The sequence below is a fragment of the Variibacter gotjawalensis genome (assembly GCF_002355335.1).
Classification (GTDB): domain Bacteria; phylum Pseudomonadota; class Alphaproteobacteria; order Rhizobiales; family Xanthobacteraceae; genus Variibacter; species Variibacter gotjawalensis.
On record NZ_AP014946.1, the window covers coordinates 2,182,485 to 2,205,808 of the forward strand.

The window sequence follows — 23,324 nt, forward strand, 5'->3', positions numbered from 1 at the left end:
GTCAACGGCCTATTGGGTCTGCTGCGCGTGTCGCGCGCAAAGAATGACGGGTCAAACCGTCCCCAGAGGCAGAACGATGACTCCGCGCCTGACCGGTCTTGAAATCAAGTCGCTGCTGTTGGTGGCGCTGATCGGCTTGCTGTTTGCCGGCACCTGGTATGACACCGCCGGCAATCGCGGTCGATCCGAGCATCAAACCGCGACACGGATCCTTCATCTTGGCGAACTGATCGCAGCGAGCACCGCAGCTCAGCAGGGCGCACCGGCCGGTGCGCGCCGGTTGGAAGCTGTCGGCGCTGCAGAAGCATCGCTGATCCGCATGCGTGATGCGGTCAAACTCCTCTCCGCTGACTATCAATTCGACGAAAGCGCTTTCCTCCGCCTCTCGGTCATCGACGAGGCGATCGTCACACGCCTTGCCGATCTTCGCCGCGGTGGTGATGCGCAGGCTTCGTTCGATCCCGCACTCGGCGCTCGTCTTGCGGTTGAGCTCCTCGGTCGCGAGCAACAGCGCCTCGACAATTCGGCAACGTCGGGAGACGGCGTGCGCGGTGCGATGCGCTGGCTCCAGCCACTGCTGTTCGGCCTCGCGTTGATCATCGCGCTTCTGCTGTTGCGCGATGCCCGCAAGTGGCGCCTCCGCGCCGTCAAGCCGGATGCCACGACCTATATGCAGCCGGGCCAGACGATCGCGGACCGCCGCGCGCTGATGTCGGGCATCCAGGCATCCATCGTTTCCTCACTCAACCGCAGCCGCACCATCGGCTTGATGCATTTGCAACTCGCCAACGCGACCACGCTGCGTGATCGTCTCGGCTGGGAAAGCGCCGACCGGATGGTCGGCGAGTTCGCCGACCGCCTGCGCAGCGAGTTCCGCCGCTCCGACATCATCGCGCGCCTCGAAGGCGATGCGCTCGTCGTGATGGCGAGCGACATTTCGAGCCGCAGCGATCTGACCGGATTCGAACAGCGCATCCGCCGCGTGCTCGAAGAGCTCAACAAGACCGCCGAAGCCGGCGCCGCGCTCAACATCGAAGTCGGCGCTGCGATGTATCCGATCGACGGCTATTCGGCCGAGGATATGCTCACGGCCGCACGCGCTTCCGTTGCACGCTCGAAGACGATCGACGGCCAAATTTCAGGCGCTCCGCAGCTCACCGCCAAGCCCGCCTAAGCACACTCGCAGTTGCGGCAGGTCTATGAGAGTCCAGTAAAATTTGCCGCTAACGCTCTGTTAATCATAAGAAAACTTGCGCGCATTAATTAAGATTTGAGTTAGTCCGAGTCCTTACCGTGCCATCTCAAGCTGGGCTCATCGTACCTACCGCGATGAGCCGTTCACGGTCCGCGCTGCTGATAGCGCCGGGTGAGGATGGCAGATGAAGTTAGCTAGCAGATTGGCGGTTATCGCTCTGCTGATGTCAGGCATCGGGAGCGCATCCGCGGCCGATTGGTACACGGGCAGCGCCGTCGTCGAAACGCCGGAGAGCTGGATCGTCGACGTCGACACCTCCGTCTCCGTCACATCGAAAGACACGGTTTTTGCCGGTGCCTCCGCGACCTTCGCGGCGGTCGACAACTTGCGCGTCTCCGGTTGGCGCGGCCGTATCGAAGGCCTCGTCGGCCGCTACACCTACGAACAGCACCTGACGAAGCAGAGCATCAAGAGCCAGCAAGAGGGCGGTGGCCTGATGGCAGGTTACGAATGGGTCGGCCGTGACACGACGGCCGCGATCTGGGCCGGTATCGACATCAAGAACACGACGCTGTCGTCGCCTGATCCGGACAACACGGTTATCGGCACCGGCGTCGGTGCGAAGTTCGCGGCGCAGTTCTACTCGAAGCTGTCCGACGGCTTCATGACCTCCGGCTACGGTTCTTACTCGACTCTGCACAACGCTTACTACGCGCGCTTGAAGGCGGGCTGGGCGGTCGCGCAGGAAGTCTACCTCGGACCGGAATTCACGATCCTCGGCGATGATTTCTATCGCCAATACCGCGTCGGCATTCACCTCACGGGTGTCCGGCTTGGCCGTCTGCAGCTCGGCGTCTCGGGCGGCTTCTTCAACGACAACCATCAAGGCAACGGCGGCTACGGCATCGTCGACGCGCGGATGGGCTTCTAAGAAACGCGTCTCGCCTAACGGCACAACTCGACTGGAACCGATCTGAATGCTAGCTGCGCTCCGATGGGCGGCATGGGGACTCTCAGCAACGATCGCTATGATCATGCTGATGCAGCCCGTTAGCGTCCAGGCGCAGCTGTTGCTCGGAGTCACGATCATCATCGCGATGCTTGTGCTGTGGACATTCTTCTCCAGCATCTCGATCGCGCGTCAGCTCTTCATCGCTTTCGGCAGCTTCGTCGTCATGCGCTACGTTTACTGGCGCGCGACCAGCACTCTGCCGCCGCTGAGCGATCCGATCGGCTTCGGCTTCGGCTTCACGCTGCTGATGGCTGAACTCTACTGCTTCCTCATTCTCGCGATCAGCCTCATCGTCAATGCGGACCCGTTGAAACGTCCGCCGATGCCGGTCGATCCAGACAATGAACTGCCGACCGTCGACGTGTTCGTGCCCTCGTACAACGAGGACGAATACATCCTTGCGACCACCATCGCGGCCGCCAAGTCGATGGACTATCCGCCCGACAAGCTCACCGTGTGGCTGCTCGACGACGGCGGGACGGATCAGAAGTGTAACGACTCGAATCCCGAGAAAGCCGTTGCCGCGCTTGCGCGGCGATTGTCATTGCAGAAGCTTTGCTCCGAACTCGGTGCGCAATATCTAACGCGCGCGAAGAACGAGCACGCCAAAGCCGGCAACATGAACAACGGCTTGAAGCATTCGAACGGCGAAGTCATCGTCGTGTTCGATGCCGACCACGCGCCGTTCCGCGAATTCTTGCGCGAGACGATCGGCCACTTCAAGCGCGACCCGAAGCTCTTCCTTGTGCAGACGCCGCACGTGTTCCTCAATCCGGACCCGATCGAGCGCAACCTGCAGACCTGGGAGCGCATGCCGTCCGAGAACGAGATGTTCTACTCGGTCACGCAGCGCGGTCTCGACAAGTGGAACGGCTCGTTCTTCTGCGGCTCCGCGGCGTTGCTGCGTCGCGCCGCGCTCGAAACGACCGGCGGTTTCTCGGGTATCACCATCACCGAAGACTGCGAGACCGCGTTCGAACTTCACGCGAAGGGCTGGACCAGCGTTTTCGTCGACAAGCCGCTGATCGCCGGCTTGCAGCCGGAAACCTTCTCGTCGTTCATCGGTCAGCGTTCGCGCTGGTGTCAGGGCATGTTCCAAATCCTGATGCTGAAGAATCCGTCGCTCAAGCTCGGCCTGAATTTCATTCAGCGCATCGCGTATCTCTCGAGCATGACGTTCTGGTTCTTCCCGCTGCCGCGCCTGATCTTCATGTTCGCGCCGCTGATCTACATCTTCTTCGACACCAAGATCTTCGTGTCGAACGTCGACGAAGCGATTGCCTACACGTCGACTTACATCGTCGTGAACATGCTGCTGCAGAACTTCCTCTACGGCCGCGTGCGCTGGCCGTGGATTTCGGAGCTCTACGAATACGTTCAGGGCGTCTATCTCTCGAAGGCGATTTTTTCGGTTGTCTTGAGCCCGCGTAAGCCGACCTTCAACGTCACCGCGAAGGGCCTCTCGCTCGACAAAGATCATCTGTCGGAACTGGCTTGGCCGTATTTCGCGATCTACGCCTTGCTGATGTTCGGCGGCTGTGTCGCTTTCTATCGCTACATGTTCGAGCCCGGCGTCACCAACTTGATGCTGATTGTCGGCCTGTGGAACACGTTCAATCTCATCATCGCGGGCGCAGCACTCGGCGTCGTCTCGGAACGCCGCGCCGTCGATCGTCATCCGCGCCTCGGCATCGAACGCAGCGCCGCGCTGAGCGCAAACGGCCGCGTCGTTCCGGTCATCGTCATCAACGTGTCGACCGGCGGCTGCGGCATTCGCCCGGTCGAAGGCGCGCTGCCGGGTGACATCACCAAAGGCCGTCTTCACATCGTGCCGCTTGGCAATCGCGTCACCGACGAGAGCCTGCCGGTCGTTCTACGCCACGCGCAGTCGCCGGAGACGAACTACTACGGTTTCGAATTCGACGGCATTACCAACCGCGAATACAATGCGCTCGCGGATCTGATGTACGGCGAGGCGAGCGCTCTGCAGCGGTTCCTCGACCATCGCCGCTCGCACAAGAATCTCTTCGCCGGCACATTCCAGATGTTGATCTGGGGCGTGACCGAACCGATCCGCGCCTTCTCGCTGCTGATCCGCGGCAAGACGGCGCAAAGCATAGTCGACGCACCGAAGGAAACATCGACGGCGGAGCAGAAGGTCGACAAGACGGTCGACGCGACGCTCGATCCGCTGCAGACGATTACGCAGCGGCTCAGGCAAGAAAAAGCCGACGCTGCCGCAGCTGCCGCCGCAAGCGGCATTCCAGAACCACGGAGCGCCTGATGGCCAAGCGCGCCGCAAAATTCAAGCGTCATGGGCTCGCCGGCGTCTGCGCCGGCGTCCTCGCGCTTGCGCTTGCGGCGACCGTCTCGGCGCAACAAGGCTTCGTTGCGTCCGATCCGCCCGCGAACGCGATCTTCCCGAGCGGCTTCTCCGGCATGACCGAAAATCAGCCGCGCTCCGAGGAGCCGCCGCAATCCGCCGCGCCGATGGCATCTCCGATGGCTGCGCCGCCGCCGGCTGCTCCCGCGAGCTTCTTGCCGCGCACCGAGTCGTCGTTCCGCCATCTACCGAACAACGTGCAGGGTTATCGGTTGGTCGGCGAAGTGGGCGACGCCGAATGGCCGATCTTCGTCACCGAAGCGCAGAGCCGCCGCGCCTTGCGCGTGCGCGTCGGTTATCTCTCGTCCGTTTCGGTGATGCCGGAAGCATCGAACCTCACGATTTCGATCAACGACAAGGTCGTCGGCCGAACCCGCATCTTGCCGCCGAAGGGCGTGCGCACCATCGAGTTCGAAATTCCGTCGAACCTGCTGCAATACGGCTTTAACGCCGTGAAAATCGGTGTCGAACAGCGTCACCGTGTCGATTGCTCGCTCGGCGCGACCTACGAACTTTGGACGCAGATCGATCCGTCGCAGACCGGCATCATCATTCCGGCTGACGATCCGGGCGTCGTCGAACTCTTCGATCTCGCCGCATTGCCGGCCGACGCGAATGGCGCGTTGCCGATCCGCGCCGTGATCCCGAAGAAGACGAGCCTCGCGAATATCGAAAACTTCATTCGCGCCGCGCAGGCAATCGTGCTCGCTGGCCGCTTCGAGCAGCCCTCCGTCGACTTCGGCCCGATGGCGGAAGGCGACAACGGAATCAATCTCGTCATCGGCACCGCGGACGAACTCAGCGGCATCAGCGAGAAGCTTGGCATCGGCCCGATCACGGGGCCGCGCGTTATCGTTCAGCGTAACAACCCAGCCTATCGCACGACCGTCATCATCACCGGACAGAACAATCAGGAACTCGCCGACGCACTACGTCGCCTGAATGTCGCGAAGGAACAGCGCGGCACTGTGCAGGGCCTGCGCGCGGCTAACGGCTTTCCGGGCTATCGCGTCGAAGGCGGCGCCCGCGTCAAGCTGAAGGAGCTCGGTGTCGCGAGCGAAGAGTTCAGCGGCCGCTTCTTCCGTTCGGCCTTCAATCTGACGCTGCCGCCGGATTTCTATCCGGCCGACTACGCGAAGATGCAGATCTCGCTCGACGGCGGTTATGCGCCCGGCCTCCTATCGCAGTCCGAAGTGCTGGTCACGGTCAACGATCGTCACGCCGCGAGCTTGAGCCTCACGCGCTCCAGCGGCGAAGTATTCCAGCGCAACGAAATTCCGCTTGCGCTCGGCTCATTGCGTCCCGGCCTCAACCGGATCGAGCTGCAGGCGCAAGTGCCGATGGCGACCGATCGCAAATGCGATCCGCTCGCCGCGCTCGAAGGCAAGAAACGCTTCCTGCTGCTCGACAGCAGCGAGATCGTGCTGCCGCAGATCGCGCGCATCGCGCGCATGCCGAACCTTGCCGTGACGGCGACGGGTTCGTTCCCGTTCGGGATGGACACCGGCACGCGGCCGAAGCTGTATGTTCCGGCGCCGGATCGCTTCACGATGAATGCGGCGGCTACGCTCGCGACGCGTCTTGCTGTGTCGGCTGGAAAGCCGATCGACTTCCAAGTCACCATCACGCCGCCGCCGGCGGGATCGGGCCCGACGCTCGTCGTGTCGTCGCTGCGCGCGATGACGGACGACATCATTACCAAAGCCGGGCTCGACATCGAGCAGGTGAAGAAGGCTTGGCAGGCGCGTATGGATGCGCCGCCGCGCCGCGAGGCCGCGATCTCGACGGTCGAGCGTGCGACGCGCCAGCGCATCATCCTGCAGCGTAACTTCCCCACGTCATGCGGTCTAACCAACCGCGGGCTTGTGCTGCCCGCAGCCGTCACACCGGCCGCAGCTGCGACACCTGACACGTTGCGTGGCCCTATGGAGCCGCCGTCAGCGCGCCGCGACAACGACGGCGATCGTTCGTTACTCGACGAGTGGAAGCAGGATGTCGATGCGCAAGGCCGCATCAAGCGCTGGTTCTGGGCGATCAACGACACCGTCAGTGGTTGGATCGATAGCATCACGACGACCGTCAAGAAGACGACCGCGATCTGGACCGAAGAAAAGAAACTCGCGCCCGCTGTCTCGGCGCGCTCGTCGCTGATCCTCGCGCAGAACATGCTCGGCGGCACGGTCGATGACGTCTGGACCGTCGTGACCGCGCCGACATCCGAGTTGCTCGGCGAGTCGGTCGGCTGCCTCGTCGATCCGCGCGTCTGGAGCCAGATCGACGGCCGCATCTCCTTCCTCGATGCGTCGGAAGGTCAGATGTCGACCGTCGCGGCGGACTCGCTGCGCTTCATCAGCACGCAGCCGCCGTCGCTCGGCAACTACCGCCTCATCATGGCGAGCTGGCTGTCGCTCAATCAGACGATCTACGTGACCATCGCGCTTCTGCTCGCCATCTGCCTGAGCGCGAGTACTCGCTGGTTGCTCCGTAATTTGGGACGCAAACAACAATGATCAAAAAGATTGTCCTCGCATCGCTTTTGAGTGCCGCCACGTTCGGCTCATCGATCGCGCTGGCGCAAACGAACTCGCGTCCTTCGGCAGGCGGCGCGCCGCTCGTTCTCGACGCAACGCCGATGCCGCTCGCCGGCACGCTCAACCCACAACACTGGGCGAGCTATCGCCAGCGGTTCGTCACCGATACGGGCCGCGTCATCGACACCGCGAATGGCAATATCAGCCACAGCGAAGGGCAGGGCTACGGCATGCTGCTCGCGGTCGCGGCGCGCGATCGCGCGAGCTTCGAGCGCATCTGGAATTGGACGCGCGCGAACCTGATGGTGCGCGACGATCAGCTCGTCGCCTGGCGTTGGGAGCCGAATGCGCGTCCGGCCGTCGCCGACATGAACAACGCAAGCGACGGCGACATCTTGATCGCGTGGGCGCTGGCCGAGGCTGCTGAACTTTGGTCGGACACGTCGTACAAGGTCGCCGGCCGCCGCATCGCGGTCGAGCTTGGCCGCAAGGTCATCGTCAACAAGACGCGCTTTGGGCCGATGCTGCTGCCCGGCATCACGGGCTTTGCGGCTGAGCATCGTAAGGACGGCCCGGTCATCAACATCTCGTACTGGGTGTTCCCGGCCTTCTCGCGCCTCAACCTCGTCGCGCCGGAGTTCAACTGGGCCGGCGTGACGCAGTCAGGCCTCGACCTTCTTGCCGCCTCGCGCTTCGGCACGATGGGTCTGCCGACCGAGTGGGTGTCTGCTGCCGGCGCCGAGATGCGTCCGGCTGATGGCTTCCCGGCGCAGTTCTCCTACAACGCGATCCGCATTCCGCTCTACATGGCGTGGGCCGGCGTTGGTGGCCGCGAACACTACGCGCCGTTCGTCAACGCTTGGAGCAACGGTTCGCTCGCCGCGATCGAAGTTGCTAGCGGGCGCAAGGTTCAGCCGATGTCGGAGAGCGGTTACGCATCGCTCGCCGCGCTCACGCAATGCGCCGCCACCGGCGCTCCGCTGCCGCGCGATTTCGCGTCGCCGTCTCCAACTGAAAACTATTATCCCGCGACGCTTCACCTGATGGCGCTCGTCGCTGCGCAAATGAGGTATCGCTCATGCATGCGCACGCAATAGCGGCGCTCGCTGCAGTCGTTCTGTTCGCCGGCACCGCCGGTGCGGCAGACGGCGACGGCTTCATCACGGGCATGCGCGAGCCTGTCCCCGCGAAGCCCGCCGCGTCGGCAACTGCGGCACCGCGAAGCGCTGTAACGCCGACGCCTGTCGAGGAAGATGTCGACGAGAGTGCGCTGCGTTACTACGCATCGATGCGCCAAACAGAGCGCGTCGAGGTCGAGACGCGTCGTCTGCAGCGTTTGCATCCGGGTTGGCGTCCGCCGGCCGATCTCTATCGCACGGTTGAGCCCGGCGGCGGCGACGAAGACGAACTCTGGGCGCTGTTCTCGCTCGACAAGATCGCTGAGCTGCACAACGCGATCGAAGAACGCAAGCAGGTTCAGCCGGGCTGGAAGCCGTCGCGCGATCTTCTGACGAAGTTGGCGCGCAAGGAACTGCGCATCAAGATTCTCTCGCTCGTCGCGCAGAACGACAGCGAAGTGCTTTTCGCGTTCATCAAGTCCGCTTCGTTGCAGGCGAGCGAACTCGATGTCGACGTCCAATGGATGTTGGCCGAGACTTACGCGAAGGCAAAGCAAATCCAGGAAGCACGCAAGATTTACGACATCATCCTGGCGAGTGCGAAGGCTGAAGATCGTGTCGCAACGATCCAGAAAGCGATGGCCGCGCTGCCGATGTCGCAGGTCGAAGGCCTGATGGCGACGCTGCCGAATCCGCGCAGCGAACTCGCCGCGATCTGGCCGGACATCACGCGCGCCCGCATCAGCGCGTATCTGCAGGAAGACCGCAACGACGAAGTTCCGCCCGCGGACGTCGCCGAAGTCTATAAGACGGTCGCCAAAGCGTCCGATCCGGGCGATGCCGGGTTGCTCGCGTGGTATGCGTTCCGTCGCGCGCAATATCCGGATGCCCTCGAGATGTTCAAGCTCGCGCTGGAACGCGGCGGCGATGCGATGATCGCACACGGTCTCGCGCACACGTTGCTGCGTCTCGGCATGCGACGCGAGGCCGAGGAAGTCGCTTACGCTTGGCGCGAGCCGCTTGTGCACAACGCGATCCTGTTCGTCGACATTCTCGCCGAAGACCTGACGCGCGAGATCCCGGTCGCGATCGAGACCGAGCGCCTTAGCCGCTACGGCCGTGTCGTCATGCAGGGCGAGTCGGGTGAGGGCGCGCAGGCACTCGCGTGGTACGCCTACAACTCCTGTCAGTTCGACTCGGCGTTGCCTTGGTTCGAGCGTGCGGTGGCCTGGTATCCGAAGGCGACGACCGCGATGGGCTATGCGCTCACGCTACGCCGCTTGAAGCGCGTCAAAGACTTCAATGACATGGTCAACCGCTACGACGGCCTATTCCCGGAACTCGTCGGCCTGATCGTACCGGACAACGTGCAGCGTCCGCCGCATGCATGCGACGCGAACATTCAAGCGCGCACGACGCGCGATCCGCTGCCGACGCCGCGTGATGCGGCAGGCCGCGTAGCGCCGCCGTCGAATTACGCGTCGGTGACGCAGCAGGAGATGCAGGCGTTCAATCGTGTGCTGGCGAAAAAAGAATTCCCGCTCCCGATCTCGCCGGAAAATCCGCTGCGCTTTGCGGGTTCGGGCGCATTCACACCGGCAACGAATGTCGCCTTCGGGCGCGAGACTTACACAGGTCCGTATCCGCAGGTCGCGCGGCGCGTGCCGGGCGTCGGACCGATGCCGTATGAACGATTTGGTTTCACTTTGCTGCCAGGATGGAACGGCATCGAGACCTCGACGTGGCCTCCGGCCGGCGCACAGCAGCCGCCTGAGGGCACCTGGTGGGCGATGCAGCAACAACAACAGCAAAGCGGTCCTGCCGTGGTCATTCCGGTGCAGGTCGTGAAGCCGAGAATTCGTTGATGATCCAAAGCCTCGCGCGCATTTCCTTTGCCGTTACCGCTCTCGCCGCTCTCGCGGCCTGCAGCGGGCCGGTGGAGACGCGCGCGCGTTTTGAAGCAGAACCGACGGGCAGCACCACGCGCTATGGCGTGCTGCGCAGCGTGGGCAGCGAGGGCGCCTTCGTCCGTATGCCCGCCGGCACCGGCATCGTGATGGAAGTGCGTGAAGTCGAATTCACCGACGGCGTCGGCCAGCAGATGGTGTACGGCAGCGCCGAGGGTAACGAAAATCGTCTCGATGTTGGCTTGCGCACCAATCAGCCGCGCGTCGGGCAGGGGCCGTCGATCCCAATGGTTCGGCCGTCCGAAGAAGGTATTCGCGTCGAACTCTCCGAACGCTTTCCGAGTGTCAGCATGCAGGTCGTCGCGCGCCCGATGCGCAACGCCTACGGACAATACGGTCTCGCGATCGGTCGCGGTACAGGCGGCATGCGCTGCATCTACGCGTGGCAGTGGATCGATGACGTCGGCGACGTGAAGGGCAGCCGCGCCGGCTTATTCGCAAAACTCGGCGCCGTCGCCGGGACCGGCGGCGCGTCCGGCGCCGTGCGTTTCCGCATGTGTCGCAACGGCGTCAGCGTCGACCAACTCGCCGGTTCGATGAACGGCCTCATCATCTCGCGCACCGCGAAGGAAACCGCGAATGTCGTCACGCGTGGCGATATCGCATCGACGCGCTCGCTCGAAAGCGAATTGACCGGCGTGCCGGATCGCGCCGAAGCGCCCGTCGTCGTCGAGCGCCCTGTGCGCCGCCGCGTTGTACGCCGCGCACCGCCCGCCGAGCCGCAGGAGCAACCGTATGTCGCGCCGGCTCCGCGCAACGTGCCGGTGCCGCCACCCGCAGCATCGCCGATTCCGCAGCCGACTGCGCCGAACGCTCCACCCGAACAACCCGGCACACGTTATCTCGGCCCCGTGCCGCAACAGCAGGCGCCGCGTCAACCGACCGCGCCGTCGGGGCCGCGTGTGCCCGCGCCGCAGGTTCAGCCGCCTGCGCCGCAAGTGCAGAACCAGCCGCGCGTGATCACGCCGTCGCCGATCCCGGTGCGTCAGACGCTCGACCCGAGCTTGCCGGCCGCCGCGTATCAGGGCCCGAGCGGACGCAACGCGCAGTAAGCGCGCGTTGATTCTGCGAGATTGAAGTTAGGTCACGCCTTACGCTCGGCGACGAAGCGGGCCGCAGCCTTCAAAACCTCGCCGCGTTCACCGAACGGCGCGAGCGATTCCTCGGCTTCCGTCACGCGCGCGGCGAGACGCTGCTTCGCGCCGTCGAGCCCGAGCAAGCTGACCAGCGTGCCCTTCTGCATGCCGGCATCCTTGCCGATCGCCTTGCCGACGGTTGCGGCATCACCTTCGACGTCGAGCAGATCGTCGGCAATCTGGAACGCTTCGCCGAGCACCGCGCCGTAACGCTCGAGCGCCGCGCGCTGCGTTTTGTCGGCGCTGCCGAGCATCGCGCCCGCGATGCAGGCGTAGCGGAGCAGGGCGCCGGTCTTCATCGCCTGCAGCGTCTCGATCTCATTCTGCTTCAGCGGCTGCGGCTTGCCGTCACCGAACCGGCCTTCGGCCGCGAGATCCAGCATCTGGCCGCCGACCATGCCGCCCAGGCCCGCATTGATCGCCAGCGACGAAACAAGCTCGATTCGCACGGCGGCGTCCGGGTGCACTTCGGGGCGCGACAAAATGTCGAAGGCGAGCGTCAGCAGGCCGTCGCCCGAGAGGATCGCGGTCGCTTCGTCGAATTTCTTGTGGGCAGTCGGACGGCCACGGCGCAGGTCGTCGTTGTCCATCGCGGGCAAATCGTCGTGCACCAGCGAGTAGCAGTGGATGCATTCGAGGGCCGCGCCGACCAGGATCGCGCGTTCACGCGGCACATCGAACAATGCCGCGCTTTCGACCACCAAAAACGGCCGGAAACGCTTTCCGCCGCCGAGCGTCGAGTAACGCATCGCCTCCATCAGGTGAGCCGGACGGGCGCGCTCACCGGTACGGGAATCCGGTCCCAAAAGGCGGTCGAGCGCCGCCTCCGTATCGTTAGCGATGTCGGTCAAGCGCTGTTGAAATACAGCCGCGATCTTCGTAGGTGTATTCAAGACTTTCGGGCTCCGGATACGGTGGTCTCAAGGTCGAGACCCCCGAGGGGCGAATACGCCGATACCGGCACCCCAACTGGCAAGGAATTGAGATCGTTCTAGTCTGCGCGCCCTCGGGCAGCAAGACAGCCATCCGACTATGATAAACGGCATTCTCGCAACCATCGCGCTCGGAATTTGGACGTATCTGCTTACGGTTCACGGTCGATTCTGGCTGGGCACCGAGCGCGACGACGCGCCTGTGGCCGATCCGGAGACCTGGCCGGATGTTGTTGCCGTGGTTCCGGCCCGCGACGAGGCCGAGAACATCGCCGAATGCATCCGCTCGCTGGTCGCGCAGGACTATCCGGGCAAATTCCGCGCCGTGCTGGTCGACGACAACTCGACCGACAATACCGCCGGCATTGCGCGCGCTGCGGCACATGGCTCGACGCGGCTCGAGGTCGTCACCGGCCAGCCGCTAGCGCTAGGTTGGACCGGGAAACTCTATGCGGTGAAGCAGGGCATCGAAGCCGCCGAGGCGGACGGCTCACCGCGCTACATTCTCCTCACCGACGCCGACATCGCGCATACGCCGGATTCGGTTCGCTGGCTCGTCGCCTTCGCCGAGAAGCGCGGCAACGTCCTCACGTCATTCATGGCGAAGCTGCGCTGCGAGACGCTCGCCGAGCGCATCCACATCCCGGCCTTCATCTTCTTCTTCCAGATGCTCTACCCATTTCCGTGGGTGAACCGCCGCGAAAGCCCAATGGCGGCGGCAGCCGGTGGCTGCATGCTGGTGCGCGCCGACGCGCTGAAGGCGGCGGGCGGCATCGATGTCATTCGTGGCGCGCTGATCGACGATTGTTCTCTCGGCGCCGTCATGAAGAAGCAGGGTCCGATCTGGCTCGGCCTGACGGATCGCGCGCACAGCATCCGCCCCTACGATTTCGCGGACTGCCGCAAGATGGTTGCGCGCTCCGCTTTCGCGCAGCTGAAGTTTTCCTATGTGCTGCTGCTGGGCACCGTGCTCGGCATGGCGATGACCTATCTGGTGCCGCCGGTCGTCACGATTATCGGCAGCGGCGGCGGACAACTGATGGCAGCGGCAGCGTGGGGCATGATGGCGCTCGCCTTCCAGCCGACACTGCGCTTCTACAAAATGTCGCCGCTGTGGGGCTTGGCGCTGCCAGGCATCGCACTGCTCTACAGCCTCTACACGATCGACTCCGCGTATCAGTATCTGCGCGGACGCGGCGGCGCCTGGAAGGGCCGCATGCAAGCCAACGTGGCGCAGCAATGAGCGCACCGGCCGATCTCCGCTCCGGCAAGGGGCACAAGGACGAGAATTTCCCGGTCGCGTCGCGCGTCATCCGGCCGGAGCATCGCGCGCCGATCATGGCCTTCTACGATTTCGTTCGTATCGCCGACGACATCGCGGATCACACGACGTTGAGCCAAACCGAGAAGCTCGCGCATCTCGATCGTCTCGAAGCGACGCTGCTGGGACAGGACGACAACGAACGCGCCGGAGTCGTGCTGCGCGAAGCGCTCGCAAAGCGCGGTCTCTCGCCGCAGCATGCGCAGGATCTGCTCACCGCGTTTCGCATGGACGTCACCAAGAGCCGCTACGCGAATTGGGATGAACTCATCCACTATTGCCGCTATTCGGCGATGCCGGTCGGGCGGTTCGTGCTCGACGTGCATGGTGAGAGCCGCGACACGTGGCCGGCTTCCGACCTCGTCTGCGCCGCACTGCAGATCAACAATCACTTGCAGGATTGCGGCAAGGATTTCCGCGAGCTCGACCGCGTGTACGTGACGCAGGAGACGTTGAACGCCGCGGGTGTTCCGACCGAAGCGCTCGGCGCGGCCGAGTCTTCGCCGGCGTTACTTGCTGTGCTGCATGGACTCGCCAAGCGCACTGAAACTCTCATTCGCGACGGCGCGCCTCTCGTCCGCCAAATTCGCGACGGCCGCCTTGCGTTGGAAATCAGCGTTATCGTGACCCTGGCCGAGCGTATCAACGCAATGCTGCAGGCGCGCGATCCGCTCAAGGATCGCGTGCATCTCGGCAAGGGCGCGATGGCCGGCATCGCGCTGACGGGCCTTATCAAAGGTGCGTTCGGCCGCCTGTTCTCGCGCCGTTCGTCAGCCGCGCAAACGGTGCAGCGATGAGTGTTGCACCGACAACCGAGGAGCCGACAGCCGCCACGCGCGCCGGCGGTTCCTCGTTCTACATGGCGATGCGCATTCTTCCGCGCGCGCAGCGCGACGCGATGTTCGAGATTTATTCGTTCTGCCGTCGCGTCGACGACATCGCGGACGAGGGCGGCCCGCGCGATGAGCGCAAGCTCGCGCTCAAGGCCTGGCACAGCGACATTGATGCGCTCTATGCCGGTGAACGCGTCATCGGCCTCGATGGGCTTGCGCGCGCGGTGAAAGAGTTCGGTCTGCGCCGTGAGGATTTCCACGCCGTGATCGACGGCATGGAAATGGATGCGATCGAGGACATTCGCGCGCCCGATTGGGCAACGCTCGACCTTTACTGCGATCGCGTCGCGAGCGCAGTCGGGCGGCTTTCGGTTCGTGTTTTCGGCATGGAAGAGCAGGCCGGTATCGATCTCGCGTATCATCTCGGCCGCGCGCTGCAACTCACCAACATCTCGCGCGATATCGACGAGGACGCCGACATCGGCCGTCTTTATCTGCCGCGTGAAGCGCTCGAAGCAGCCGGCATCACGACGACCGATCCGCATGCCGCCATCGCGAGCCCGCGCATCGGCGAGGTCGGCAATGCGGTCCTGGCGCGCGCCCGCGATCACTTCGCGCGCGCCGACGCAATCATGGCTGCCGCCCCGCGACGCACGGTCAAAGCTCCACGCATCATGGGCGAAGCTTATCGTGCTATATTCGACGGGCTTGTCGCGCGCGGCTTTGCGCCGCCGCGCGAGCGCGTCAGCATTTCCAAGCCAAAACTTCTCATCGCCATTTTGAAATACGCGTTTATCTGATGCCCAGCACAGTCCACATCATTGGTGCCGGCCTTGCCGGTCTCGCCGCTGCCATTCGCCTGCAGGAGAATGGCTATCGCACGATCGTGCATGAGGCGACCGGCCATGTCGGCGGCCGCTGCCGCTCGTTCTACGATGCAGCGACAGACCTCGTGATCGACAACGGCAACCACCTTCTGCTGTCGGCGAACCACGCAGTGCTCGAATATGCGCGCACGCTCGGCACCGAAGACCGTCTCTCCGGTCCGGCGAAACCCGATTTCGATTTCTACGACCTCAAGAGCAATCTTCACTGGAAGCTGCGTATCAGCCCGGGCCGGATACCGTGGTGGGTCTTCGATCCGAAGAGCCGCGTGCCCGGCACGACGACAGTCGACTATCTCAAGCTCGTGCCGTTGCTGATGTCGAGCAGCGACAAGCCGCTCGCCGATGTTATTCCGACCAGTGGCGTCCTCTACGAGCGCCTGATCCAGCCGTTGATGTTGGCGGCGCTCAACGTCGATCCGAAGACCGGATCGTCGGCGCTGGCCGCGCAAGTCGTGCGCGAGACGCTTGCGGCCGGTGGTCAGCAGTGCCGACCGCTGATCGCGAGCACAGGTCTGAGTGACGTGCTCATCGAGCCCGCCGTCGCGCGTATCACCGAGGGGCACGGCGAAGTGCGTATGCGTCACGAACTGCGCCGCATCCTCCACGAGGGCGACCGCGCGACCGCGCTCGACTTCGGCGAGAACACGATCCTGCTCGAAGGGGACGACGCCGTCGTCGTCGCGGTCCCGGCTTACGCCGCCGCGACGCTGATCCCAGGCCTCAACGTGCCGACCGACATGCGACCAATCCTCAACGTGCATTTCGCGATCAAGCCTCCGAAGGGCGTTTCGCAATTGATCGGCGTCGTCAACGCGACCACCGAGTGGATTTTCGCGTTTCCTAACCGGCTTTCGGTCACGGTTAGCGGCGCCGAGCGCCTGATGGCCGAGCCGCGCGAGCAGCTAGCAGAGGCGATCTGGCAAGAGGTCGCGGCAGTCACGGGCCTTACCGGCACGCCGATGCCGCGGTGGCAGATCGTCCGCGAGCGCCGTGCGACTTTTGCCTCAATTCCAGCCGAAAACGCCAAGCGACCCGGCACGGCTACGCGCTGGAAAAACGTGGCCCTCGCGGGCGATTTCACCCAGACCGGCCTGCCGGCGACGCTCGAGGGCGCAACGCGCTCCGGCAATCGCGCGGCCGATCTTCTGATGAGCAGATAATGGATCAAAGCGCGACACTCCCCCGCGAAGTCTTGGAGCGCCACATCGGCAAAGCGACCGATGCGCTTCTCGCGGACCAGAAGCCGGACGGCCATTGGGTCTTCGAGCTCGAAGCCGACGCGACGATTCCGGCCGAATACGTCCTCATGCGCCACTATCTTGGCGAGCCGGTAGCGCACGAACTCGAGCGAAAGATCGCGGTTTATCTCCGCCGCATTCAGGGCAAGCACGGCGGCTGGCCTCTGTTCCACGACGGCGCCTTCGACATGAGCGCTAGCGTGAAGGCTTATTTGGCGCTCAAGATGATCGGCGAGGATATCAATGCGCCGCACATGACGCGCGCGCGCGAAGCGATCTTGTCGCGCGGCGGCGCCGTCTACTCGAACGTCTTCACGCGCATTCTGCTGTCGCTCTACGGCGTCATTCCGTGGAAGGCCGTGCCCGTGATGCCGGTCGAGATCATGCTGCTGCCGAAGTGGTTCCCGTTCCACCTCGACAAAGTTTCGTATTGGGCGCGTACCGTGATCGCGCCGCTGCTCGTGTTGCAGGCTTTGAAGCCGCGCGCGCGCAACAAACTCGGTGTGAAGATTGACGAGCTGTTCCATCAGGATCCGCAGACAGTCGGCCCACCGACGCGCGCCGCGCATCAGAAGGCGTCGTGGTTCTACGGCTTCCGCGTCATCGACGCGTGCTTGCGTGTCGTCGAGCCGTTCTTTCCGAAGAGCATCCGCAAGCGCGCGATCGATCGCGCGGTGTCGTTCGTCACCGAGCGGCTCAACGGCGAGGACGGCCTCGGCGCGATTTTCCCCGCGATGGCGAATTCCGTCATGATGTACGACGTGCTCGGCGTGCCGGAAGACGATCCGCGCCGCGCCATCGCGCGTCACTCGATCGAGAAGCTTCTCATCATCAAGGATGAGGAGGCCTACTGCCAGCCGTGCCTTTCGCCGGTGTGGGACACTGCACTCGTGACACACGCGCTCTTAGAGTCGGGTGGTGAGAAGGCTGTCGCGCAAGCCGTCAAAGGCCTCGATTGGCTCAAGCCTTTGCAAGTTCTCGACGTGAAAGGCGATTGGGCCGAAGCGCGGCCGAACGTTCGTCCCGGCGGCTGGGCATTCCAGTATCGCAACGATCACTATCCGGATCTCGACGACACCGCGGTGGTCGTGATGGCGATGGATCGCTCGCGCGGCCTCGGCACCGAGGCGCGGTTCGAGGAAGCCATCGCGCGCGGCCGCGAATGGATCGAAGGCTTGCAGAGCCACGACGGCGGCTATGCGGCGTTCGATGCCGACAACACCTATTATTACCTCAACAACATCCCGTTCGCGGATCACGGCGCGTTGCTCGATCCGCCGACCGAGGACGTGACGGCGCGTTGCGTCTCGATGCTCGCGCAGCTCGGCGACACGATTGAGAAAAATCCGAACCTCAAGCGCGCGGTCGAATACTTGCGCAAGACGCAGATGCCGGAAGGCTCGTGGTATGGCCGCTGGGGCCTCAACTACATCTACGGCACGTGGTCCGTGATGTGCGCGCTCAACGCCGCCGGCGTCGATCAGAAAGACGACATGATGCGGCGCGGCGTCGCGTGGCTGCTCAAGATCCAGAACGCCGATGGCGGCTGGGGCGAGGATGGCGTGAGCTATAAGCTCGACTACCGCGGCTACGAACCGGCGCCGAGCACCGCATCGCAGACCGCGTGGGCGATGCTGGCGCTGATGGCGGCAGGCGAGGGCAACAATCCTGCGGTCGAGCGCGGCGTCGCCTATCTCGCAGCGACACAGAACGACGAAGGTTTGTGGGACGAGGAGCGCTACACCGCGACCGGTTTCCCGCGCGTCTTCTATCTGCGCTACCACGGCTACCGGAAATTCTTCCCGCTGTGGGCGATGGCGCGCTATCGCAACCTGCAGAACGCCAACAGCCCGACCGTCGCGTACGGCATGTGATGAGCGCGCTTCCGCTCATCGCCGTCGTCGGCCTCACCTTCGAAGAAGCGATCATCGCGGCGCCCGGCATCGTCGTCGTGCGCGGCGGTGACGGCAGCCGGCTCGACGCAGCGCTCGAAGCAGCGCTGGCGAACGGTGCGCGCGGTCTCATCAGTTTCGGCATCGCGGGCGGCCTTGCGCCGCATGCGCCGTGCGGCACCGTCGCAGTCGCGACCGAAGTCGTGCACGGCGAAGAGCGCTACACCTGCGATCCCGATTGGACGCTTGCGCTTCTCAAGAAGCTCCCGGACGCGCTCGACGGCGTCTTCGCAGGCGTCTCGGCGCCCGTCACGACTCCGGAAGCGAAAGCCGCTCTCCACCAAGCCACCGGCGCGATCACGGTGGATATGGAATCGCACAAGGTCGCGCGCGCTGCGGCGAAACACGGGCTTCCATTCGCGGCGCTCCGCGCGATCAGCGATCCGGCCGAGCGCGCGCTGCCGCCGTCGGCTCTCGTCGGCATGACACCGGAAGGTCAAACGAATGCGGGCGCCGTGATGCGATCTCTCGCGCGGCGCCCGCAGGATTTGCCTGGATTGATACGAGCCGGTCTCGACGTGAAGACCGCGACGGCTGCGTTACTCCGCAGCCGTGAGAGTCTGGGGCCGCTCCTTGGCCTTCTTCTCGATTGATTCCATCTCGTGTTCGACGTGCTTGGCGAACACGAACTCGGCCGGGCGCTGATTGGCGAGTGAAATTTCCGGCGCCATCGGGCCGTCCGTGCGGATGCCCGTGAAGGCAAACTTCAGCGCTTTGAGCGGGTGCGAAATCATCTGATCGGCTGCAGTCGGCTCGTAGCCGCAATGCGCCATGCAGTTCGCACACTTCTCGTACTTGCCGGTGCCGTAGGAATCCCAGTCGGTGGTTTCCATCAGCTCCTTGTACGTCTTCGTGTAGCCTTCGCCGAGCAGGTAGCACGGCTTCTGCCAACCGAAGATGTTGCGCGTCGGCATGCCCCACGGCGTGCAGTGATGCTCTTGGTTGCCGGCGAGGAAGTCGAGGAAGAGCGGCGAGTGGACGAAGTTCCACTTCTTGCCCTTGCCGAGTGCGAACACCTTGCGGAACAATTCCTTCGTCTTCTTGCGGGCGAGGAAGTGCTGCTGGTCCGGTGCGCGCTCGTAGGCGTAGCCGGGCGAGATCGAAACGCCGACGCCGAGCTCCTTACAGAAGTCGAGATACCCCGCGATGTCCTCGGCCGAGTGGCCGTCGAAGATTGTCGCGTTGACGTTGACGGCGAAGCCCGCGGCGCGCGCGGCCTTGATCGCCGAAACGGCCTTATCGAACACGCCGTCCTGGCAGACGGCCTTGTCGTGGTGATCCTTCAGGCCATCGAGATGGACCGAAAAGAACAGATACGGCGACGGCTTGAAGAGGTGCAGCTTCTTCTCGAGCAGCAGCGCGTTCGTGCAGAGCGAGACGAACACTTTGCGCTCGATGATGCCCGCAACGATTTCGCCGATCTCCTTGTGGATCAGCGGCTCGCCGCCCGGAATGGCGACCATCGGCGCACCGCACTCGTCGACAGCCTGCAGGCACTCTTCGACGGTCATGCGGCGATTGAGAATCGGCGCCGGATAATCGATCTTGCCGCAGCCCGCGCAAGCGAGGTTGCAGCGGAACAACGGCTCCAGCATCAGCACGAGCGGATAGCGCTTGTTGCCAAGCAGCTTCTGCTTGATGAGGTACGTGCCGAGCTTGATCTCTTTTAGAAACGGAACGGGCATCTTTACTTTCTCCACCAGCAGACGGATCAACGGCCGTTGCTGATCGTATGGGCTGTCTTCACATCGGCCAGCACGGCCGGAAGACGAAACTGAACATTCTCTTCACGCCCCGGCAGGGTCGACACTTCTACCGGGCCTAATCGGCGTAACGCACCGATAACATCTTCAACCAACACTTCCGGTGCTGAAGCCCCGGCTGTGATACCGACAGTCTCGATTCCACGCAACCATTCGGCCTTCACCTCGCTACCATCGGCGACAAGAAAGCTGGGTAAGCCCTCTTCTTCCCCGATTTCGCGCAAGCGATTGGAATTAGAACTGTTCTTGGCGCCGACCATGAGGATGAGATCAACCACCTTAGCTAAGTCGCGGACCGCCGACTGACGGTTCTGCGTCGCATAGCAGATATCCCGTGTTTCTGGTCCCACAAGGTCCTTAAAACGTCGTTGCAGGGCTTCGATGATACCGCGCGTGTCGTCGACGCTGAGCGTCGTCTGCGTCACATAAGCGACCGGCGTGTCGACCGGGATATCCAGCGTGGCAACGTCAGCTTCGGTCTGCACCAGAGCCACCGGCGCATCGATCTGACCGAGTGTGCCTTCGACCTCGGGGTGACCTGCGTGGCCGATGAGGATCAGCTTGCGGCCTTGGCTGACATATCGCTTGCCTTGGTTGTGCACCTTCGTGACGAGCGGGCAGGTGGCATCAAGCACCGGAAGATTACGCGAGGCTGCGTCGGCCTCGACCACCTTCGCGACGCCGTGCGCCGAGAAGATTGCGATCGCGCCATCCGGGATCTCGGAGACTTCCGCGACAAAACGCGCGCCGCGATCTTTCAGGCTCTCGACCACGTATTTGTTATGCACGATCTCGTGGCGGACATAGACCGGCGGCCCGAACTTCTCGATCGCCCGTTCGACGATCTCGATCGCTCGTACCACTCCGGCACAGAAACCGCGGGGTTGCGCCAAAATAACTTTCATCGACCAGTCAGGCTCCTGCGCGCTTCCAATACGGGAACGCACTCTCTCTGAACGTCAAAGCCGCACATCCAGCGCCCCGCCGCCGAATGATTGGCCCTATGGGTGAATGCGGCTTCCGCCAAGCCGCCCGTGAGAACCGAAAGAGTGGCCCACCCCAATGGACCATCCTCCGGCTCGCGTACTGCCTCAGGCGAGTTGCACCACTTCAGGTGCAACATCTTTGCCAAGGGCTTCGAACACCTTGACGAAGATGCCTTGCGCATCGAGACCCGCCTTCGCGTACATGATGTTCGGCGAGTCATGATCGATGAAGGTATCCGGCAGGATCATCGAGCGGAACTTGAGACCGCGGTCGAAAACGCCGTTGTCGGACAGAAGTTGCATGACCTGGCTGCCGAAGCCGCCGATCGAGCCTTCTTCGATCGTGATCAAAACTTCGTGCTCGCGGGCCAAACGCAGGATGAGATCGCTGTCGAGCGGCTTGGCAAAGCGTGCATCCGCGACTGTCGTCGAGAGGCCATGTGCGCCGAGCTGGTCGGCAGCCTTCAATGCTTCCTGCAGACGCGTGCCGTAGGAGAGCAGGGCGATCTTCGTGCCTTCGCGCACGATACGGCCCTTGCCGATTTCGAGCGGCACGCCGAATTCCGGCAGATCGATGCCGACACCGTCACCACGCGGATATCGCAGCGCCGACGGGGCATCGTCGATCGCAACTTGCGTCGCAACCATGTGACGCAGATCGGCCTCATCGGCCGCAGCCATCAGAACGAAGTTCGGCAGACAGCCGAGATAGGCGATGTCGAACGAGCCCGCATGCGTCGGGCCGTCGGCGCCGACGAGACCGGCGCGGTCCATCGCGAAACGAACCGGAAGATTCTGAATCGCAACGTCGTGAACGACTTGGTCGTAGCCGCGCTGAAGGAACGTCGAGTAGATCGCGCAGAACGGCTTGTAACCTTCGGTCGCAAGACCGGCCGCGAATGTCACGGCATGCTGCTCGGCGATACCAACATCGAAGGTGCGTTCCGGGAACGCCTTGTTGAAGATGTCGATGCCGGTGCCGGACGGCATTGCGGCCGTGATGCCGACGATCTTGTCGTCCTTCTGGGCTTCGAGCACGAGGCTCTCGCCGAACACCTTCTGATACGAGGGCGCATTCGGCTTGGCTTTGGCCTGCTTGCCGGTGACGACATCGAATTTCACGACGCCATGATACTTGTCGTCCGCAGCTTCGGCCGGGCCATAGCCCTTGCCCTTCTGCGTCACGACGTGGATGAGGATCGGGCCTTCCTTCGCATCGCGCACGTTCTTAAGAACGGGCAGCAGATGGTCTAAGTTATGCCCGTCGATCGGGCCTACGTAGTAAAAGCCGAGCTCTTCGAACAGCGTACCGCCGGTAACAAAACCGCGTGCGAGTTCTTCGGCCAGCGCTGCCTTCTGCTCGAAGAATTTCGGCAGACGCTTCGCGATCTGCTTGCCGATCTCGCGCAGCGAGCGATAAGTGCGGCCCGAAATGAGACGCGCAAGGTAAGCCGACATCGCGCCGACCGGCGGAGCGATCGACATCTCGTTGTCGTTGAGGATGACGATCAGGCGCGAGTTCATCGCGCCGGCATTGTTCATTGCCTCGTAAGCCATGCCGGCCGACATCGAACCGTCGCCGATGACTGCGATAACGTTGTTCTTCCCGCCGCCGAGATCGCGTGCGACGGCCATGCCGAGGCCGGCCGAGATCGATGTCGACGAATGCGCGGCGCCGAAGGGGTCGTATTCGCTCTCGGCGCGCTTGGTGAAGCCCGAGAGGCCGTCGCCTTGACGCAGCGTGCGAATGCGATCGCGGCGGCCGGTCAAAATCTTGTGCGGATAGGCCTGATGGCCGACGTCCCAAATGATGCGATCGTCGGGCGTATTGAAGACATGATGTAGCGCAACGGTGAGCTCGACTACGCCGAGGCCCGCGCCGAGGTGACCGCCCGTGACCGACACGGCGCTGATCGTTTCGTCACGGAGTTCCTGCGCAACTTGTTTCAAATCCGCTTCGCGGATGCGACGCAAGTCTGCCGGAGTTTTGATCGTATCGAGCAACGGAGTTTGCAAGTTCATCTCACAGCTTTTCGTTTATCGGTGCTAGCTTGCCGCCGCGTGCTCCAC

Annotated in this window: 17 protein-coding genes; 13 read left to right on the forward strand and 4 right to left on the reverse strand. The window is 63.4% G+C overall.

The window, feature by feature from the left end; genetic code table 11:
• The first annotated feature begins 76 nt into the window (after positions 1–76).
• The 7 genes from GJW30_RS10650 (at position 77) to bcsN (ending at position 11,258) form a co-directional block, all read left to right on the forward strand.
• Positions 77–1,174: a GGDEF domain-containing protein gene (locus tag GJW30_RS10650; RefSeq protein WP_157746735.1), complete on the forward strand. Its 1,098-nt coding sequence runs from the start codon at positions 77–79 to the stop codon at positions 1,172–1,174.
• 205 nt (positions 1,175–1,379) lie between these two features.
• Positions 1,380–2,126 (forward strand): cellulose biosynthesis protein BcsS, encoded by a 747-nt coding sequence (gene bcsS / locus GJW30_RS10655; RefSeq protein ID WP_096355110.1) that lies wholly within the window; start codon positions 1,380–1,382, stop codon positions 2,124–2,126.
• 103 nt (positions 2,127–2,229) lie between these two features.
• Positions 2,230–4,491 carry a UDP-forming cellulose synthase catalytic subunit gene (bcsA, locus tag GJW30_RS10660; RefSeq protein ID WP_245408725.1) on the forward strand — a complete coding sequence of 754 codons (2,262 nt, stop codon included), beginning with the start codon at positions 2,230–2,232 and terminating at the stop codon, positions 4,489–4,491.
• Positions 4,491–7,100: a cellulose biosynthesis cyclic di-GMP-binding regulatory protein BcsB gene (locus GJW30_RS10665; RefSeq protein WP_096355114.1), complete on the forward strand. Its 2,610-nt coding sequence runs from the start codon at positions 4,491–4,493 to the stop codon at positions 7,098–7,100. Before bcsA ends, GJW30_RS10665 begins: the two co-directional genes overlap by 1 nt.
• Entirely contained in the window at positions 7,097–8,218 is a 1,122-nt protein-coding gene (locus tag GJW30_RS10670; RefSeq protein ID WP_096355116.1) for a family 8 glycosyl hydrolase, read from the forward strand. Before GJW30_RS10665 ends, GJW30_RS10670 begins: the two co-directional genes overlap by 4 nt.
• Entirely contained in the window at positions 8,200–10,104 is a 1,905-nt protein-coding gene (locus GJW30_RS10675; protein ID WP_096355118.1) for a hypothetical protein, read from the forward strand. Before GJW30_RS10670 ends, GJW30_RS10675 begins: the two co-directional genes overlap by 19 nt.
• Positions 10,104–11,258: a cellulose biosynthesis protein BcsN gene (gene bcsN / locus GJW30_RS10680; RefSeq protein WP_096355120.1), complete on the forward strand. Its 1,155-nt coding sequence runs from the start codon at positions 10,104–10,106 to the stop codon at positions 11,256–11,258. The genes GJW30_RS10675 and bcsN overlap by 1 nt, the downstream gene beginning before the upstream one ends.
• Before the next feature lie 32 nt (positions 11,259–11,290).
• On the opposite strand, the gene GJW30_RS10685 is transcribed toward bcsN, so the two are convergent.
• Positions 11,291–12,235, reverse strand: a complete 945-nt coding sequence (locus tag GJW30_RS10685; RefSeq protein WP_096355122.1) for a polyprenyl synthetase family protein — start codon at positions 12,233–12,235, stop codon at positions 11,291–11,293.
• A 139-nt stretch (positions 12,236–12,374) separates the two neighbouring features.
• On the opposite strand from GJW30_RS10685, the gene GJW30_RS10690 reads away from it, so the two are divergent.
• Genes GJW30_RS10690 through GJW30_RS10715 form a run of 6 tightly spaced genes read left to right on the forward strand, consistent with a single transcriptional unit; the run spans position 12,375 to position 19,098 of the window.
• A complete protein-coding gene (locus GJW30_RS10690) occupies positions 12,375–13,517 on the forward strand; it encodes a glycosyltransferase (protein ID WP_096355124.1) in 1,143 nt (380 codons plus the stop codon).
• Positions 13,514–14,392 (forward strand): squalene synthase HpnC, encoded by an 879-nt coding sequence (gene hpnC / locus GJW30_RS10695; RefSeq protein ID WP_096355126.1) that lies wholly within the window; start codon positions 13,514–13,516, stop codon positions 14,390–14,392. Before GJW30_RS10690 ends, hpnC begins: the two co-directional genes overlap by 4 nt.
• The gene (gene hpnD / locus GJW30_RS10700) at positions 14,389–15,228 is read left to right on the forward strand and encodes a presqualene diphosphate synthase HpnD (RefSeq protein ID WP_096355128.1); all 840 of its coding nucleotides are present in this window, start codon (positions 14,389–14,391) and stop codon (positions 15,226–15,228) included. The genes hpnC and hpnD overlap by 4 nt, the downstream gene beginning before the upstream one ends.
• Positions 15,228–16,475 (forward strand): hydroxysqualene dehydroxylase HpnE, encoded by a 1,248-nt coding sequence (gene hpnE, locus GJW30_RS10705; protein ID WP_096355130.1) that lies wholly within the window; start codon positions 15,228–15,230, stop codon positions 16,473–16,475. Before hpnD ends, hpnE begins: the two co-directional genes overlap by 1 nt.
• Positions 16,475–18,427 (forward strand): squalene--hopene cyclase, encoded by a 1,953-nt coding sequence (shc, locus tag GJW30_RS10710; RefSeq protein ID WP_096355132.1) that lies wholly within the window; start codon positions 16,475–16,477, stop codon positions 18,425–18,427. Before hpnE ends, shc begins: the two co-directional genes overlap by 1 nt.
• Entirely contained in the window at positions 18,427–19,098 is a 672-nt protein-coding gene (locus tag GJW30_RS10715) for a phosphorylase family protein (protein ID WP_096355134.1), read from the forward strand. The genes shc and GJW30_RS10715 overlap by 1 nt, the downstream gene beginning before the upstream one ends.
• On the opposite strand, the gene hpnH is transcribed toward GJW30_RS10715, so the two are convergent.
• The 3 genes from hpnH to dxs all read right to left on the reverse strand — a co-directional run bounded on the left by hpnH (position 19,045) and on the right by dxs (position 23,276).
• On the reverse strand, positions 19,045–20,190 hold the full coding sequence (gene hpnH, locus GJW30_RS10720; RefSeq protein ID WP_096358777.1) for an adenosyl-hopene transferase HpnH: 1,146 nt from the start codon (positions 20,188–20,190) through the stop codon (positions 19,045–19,047). The two genes, GJW30_RS10715 and hpnH, sit on opposite strands and share 54 nt — an antisense overlap.
• Positions 20,191–20,216: 26 nt before the next feature.
• A complete protein-coding gene (ispH, locus tag GJW30_RS10725) occupies positions 20,217–21,173 on the reverse strand; it encodes a 4-hydroxy-3-methylbut-2-enyl diphosphate reductase (protein ID WP_096355136.1) in 957 nt (318 codons plus the stop codon).
• 186 nt (positions 21,174–21,359) lie between these two features.
• On the reverse strand, positions 21,360–23,276 hold the full coding sequence (gene dxs / locus GJW30_RS10730) for a 1-deoxy-D-xylulose-5-phosphate synthase (RefSeq protein ID WP_096355138.1): 1,917 nt from the start codon (positions 23,274–23,276) through the stop codon (positions 21,360–21,362).
• Between the last annotated feature and the right edge of the window lie 48 nt (positions 23,277–23,324).

What these genes read in the sequence shown, in the direction of transcription:
- GJW30_RS10650 (WP_157746735.1), top strand. Translation starts at nt 77, where the DNA reads ATGACTCCGCGCCTGACCGGTCTTGAAATCAAGTCGCTGCTGTTGGTG.
- bcsS (WP_096355110.1), top strand. Translation starts at nt 1,380, where the DNA reads ATGAAGTTAGCTAGCAGATTGGCGGTTATCGCTCTGCTGATGTCAGGC.
- bcsA (WP_245408725.1), top strand. Translation starts at nt 2,230, where the DNA reads ATGCTGATGCAGCCCGTTAGCGTCCAGGCGCAGCTGTTGCTCGGAGTC.
- GJW30_RS10665 (WP_096355114.1), top strand. Translation starts at nt 4,491, where the DNA reads ATGGCCAAGCGCGCCGCAAAATTCAAGCGTCATGGGCTCGCCGGCGTC.
- GJW30_RS10670 (WP_096355116.1), top strand. Translation starts at nt 7,097, where the DNA reads ATGATCAAAAAGATTGTCCTCGCATCGCTTTTGAGTGCCGCCACGTTC.
- GJW30_RS10675 (WP_096355118.1), top strand. Translation starts at nt 8,200, where the DNA reads ATGCATGCGCACGCAATAGCGGCGCTCGCTGCAGTCGTTCTGTTCGCC.
- bcsN (WP_096355120.1), top strand. Translation starts at nt 10,104, where the DNA reads ATGATCCAAAGCCTCGCGCGCATTTCCTTTGCCGTTACCGCTCTCGCC.
- GJW30_RS10690 (WP_096355124.1), top strand. Translation starts at nt 12,375, where the DNA reads ATGATAAACGGCATTCTCGCAACCATCGCGCTCGGAATTTGGACGTAT.
- hpnC (WP_096355126.1), top strand. Translation starts at nt 13,514, where the DNA reads ATGAGCGCACCGGCCGATCTCCGCTCCGGCAAGGGGCACAAGGACGAG.
- hpnD (WP_096355128.1), top strand. Translation starts at nt 14,389, where the DNA reads ATGAGTGTTGCACCGACAACCGAGGAGCCGACAGCCGCCACGCGCGCC.
- hpnE (WP_096355130.1), top strand. Translation starts at nt 15,228, where the DNA reads ATGCCCAGCACAGTCCACATCATTGGTGCCGGCCTTGCCGGTCTCGCC.
- shc (WP_096355132.1), top strand. Translation starts at nt 16,475, where the DNA reads ATGGATCAAAGCGCGACACTCCCCCGCGAAGTCTTGGAGCGCCACATC.
- GJW30_RS10715 (WP_096355134.1), top strand. Translation starts at nt 18,427, where the DNA reads ATGAGCGCGCTTCCGCTCATCGCCGTCGTCGGCCTCACCTTCGAAGAA.
- hpnH (WP_096358777.1), bottom strand. Translation starts at nt 20,190, where the DNA reads ATGCCCGTTCCGTTTCTAAAAGAGATCAAGCTCGGCACGTACCTCATC.
- ispH (WP_096355136.1), bottom strand. Translation starts at nt 21,173, where the DNA reads ATGAAAGTTATTTTGGCGCAACCCCGCGGTTTCTGTGCCGGAGTGGTA.
- dxs (WP_096355138.1), bottom strand. Translation starts at nt 23,276, where the DNA reads ATGAACTTGCAAACTCCGTTGCTCGATACGATCAAAACTCCGGCAGAC.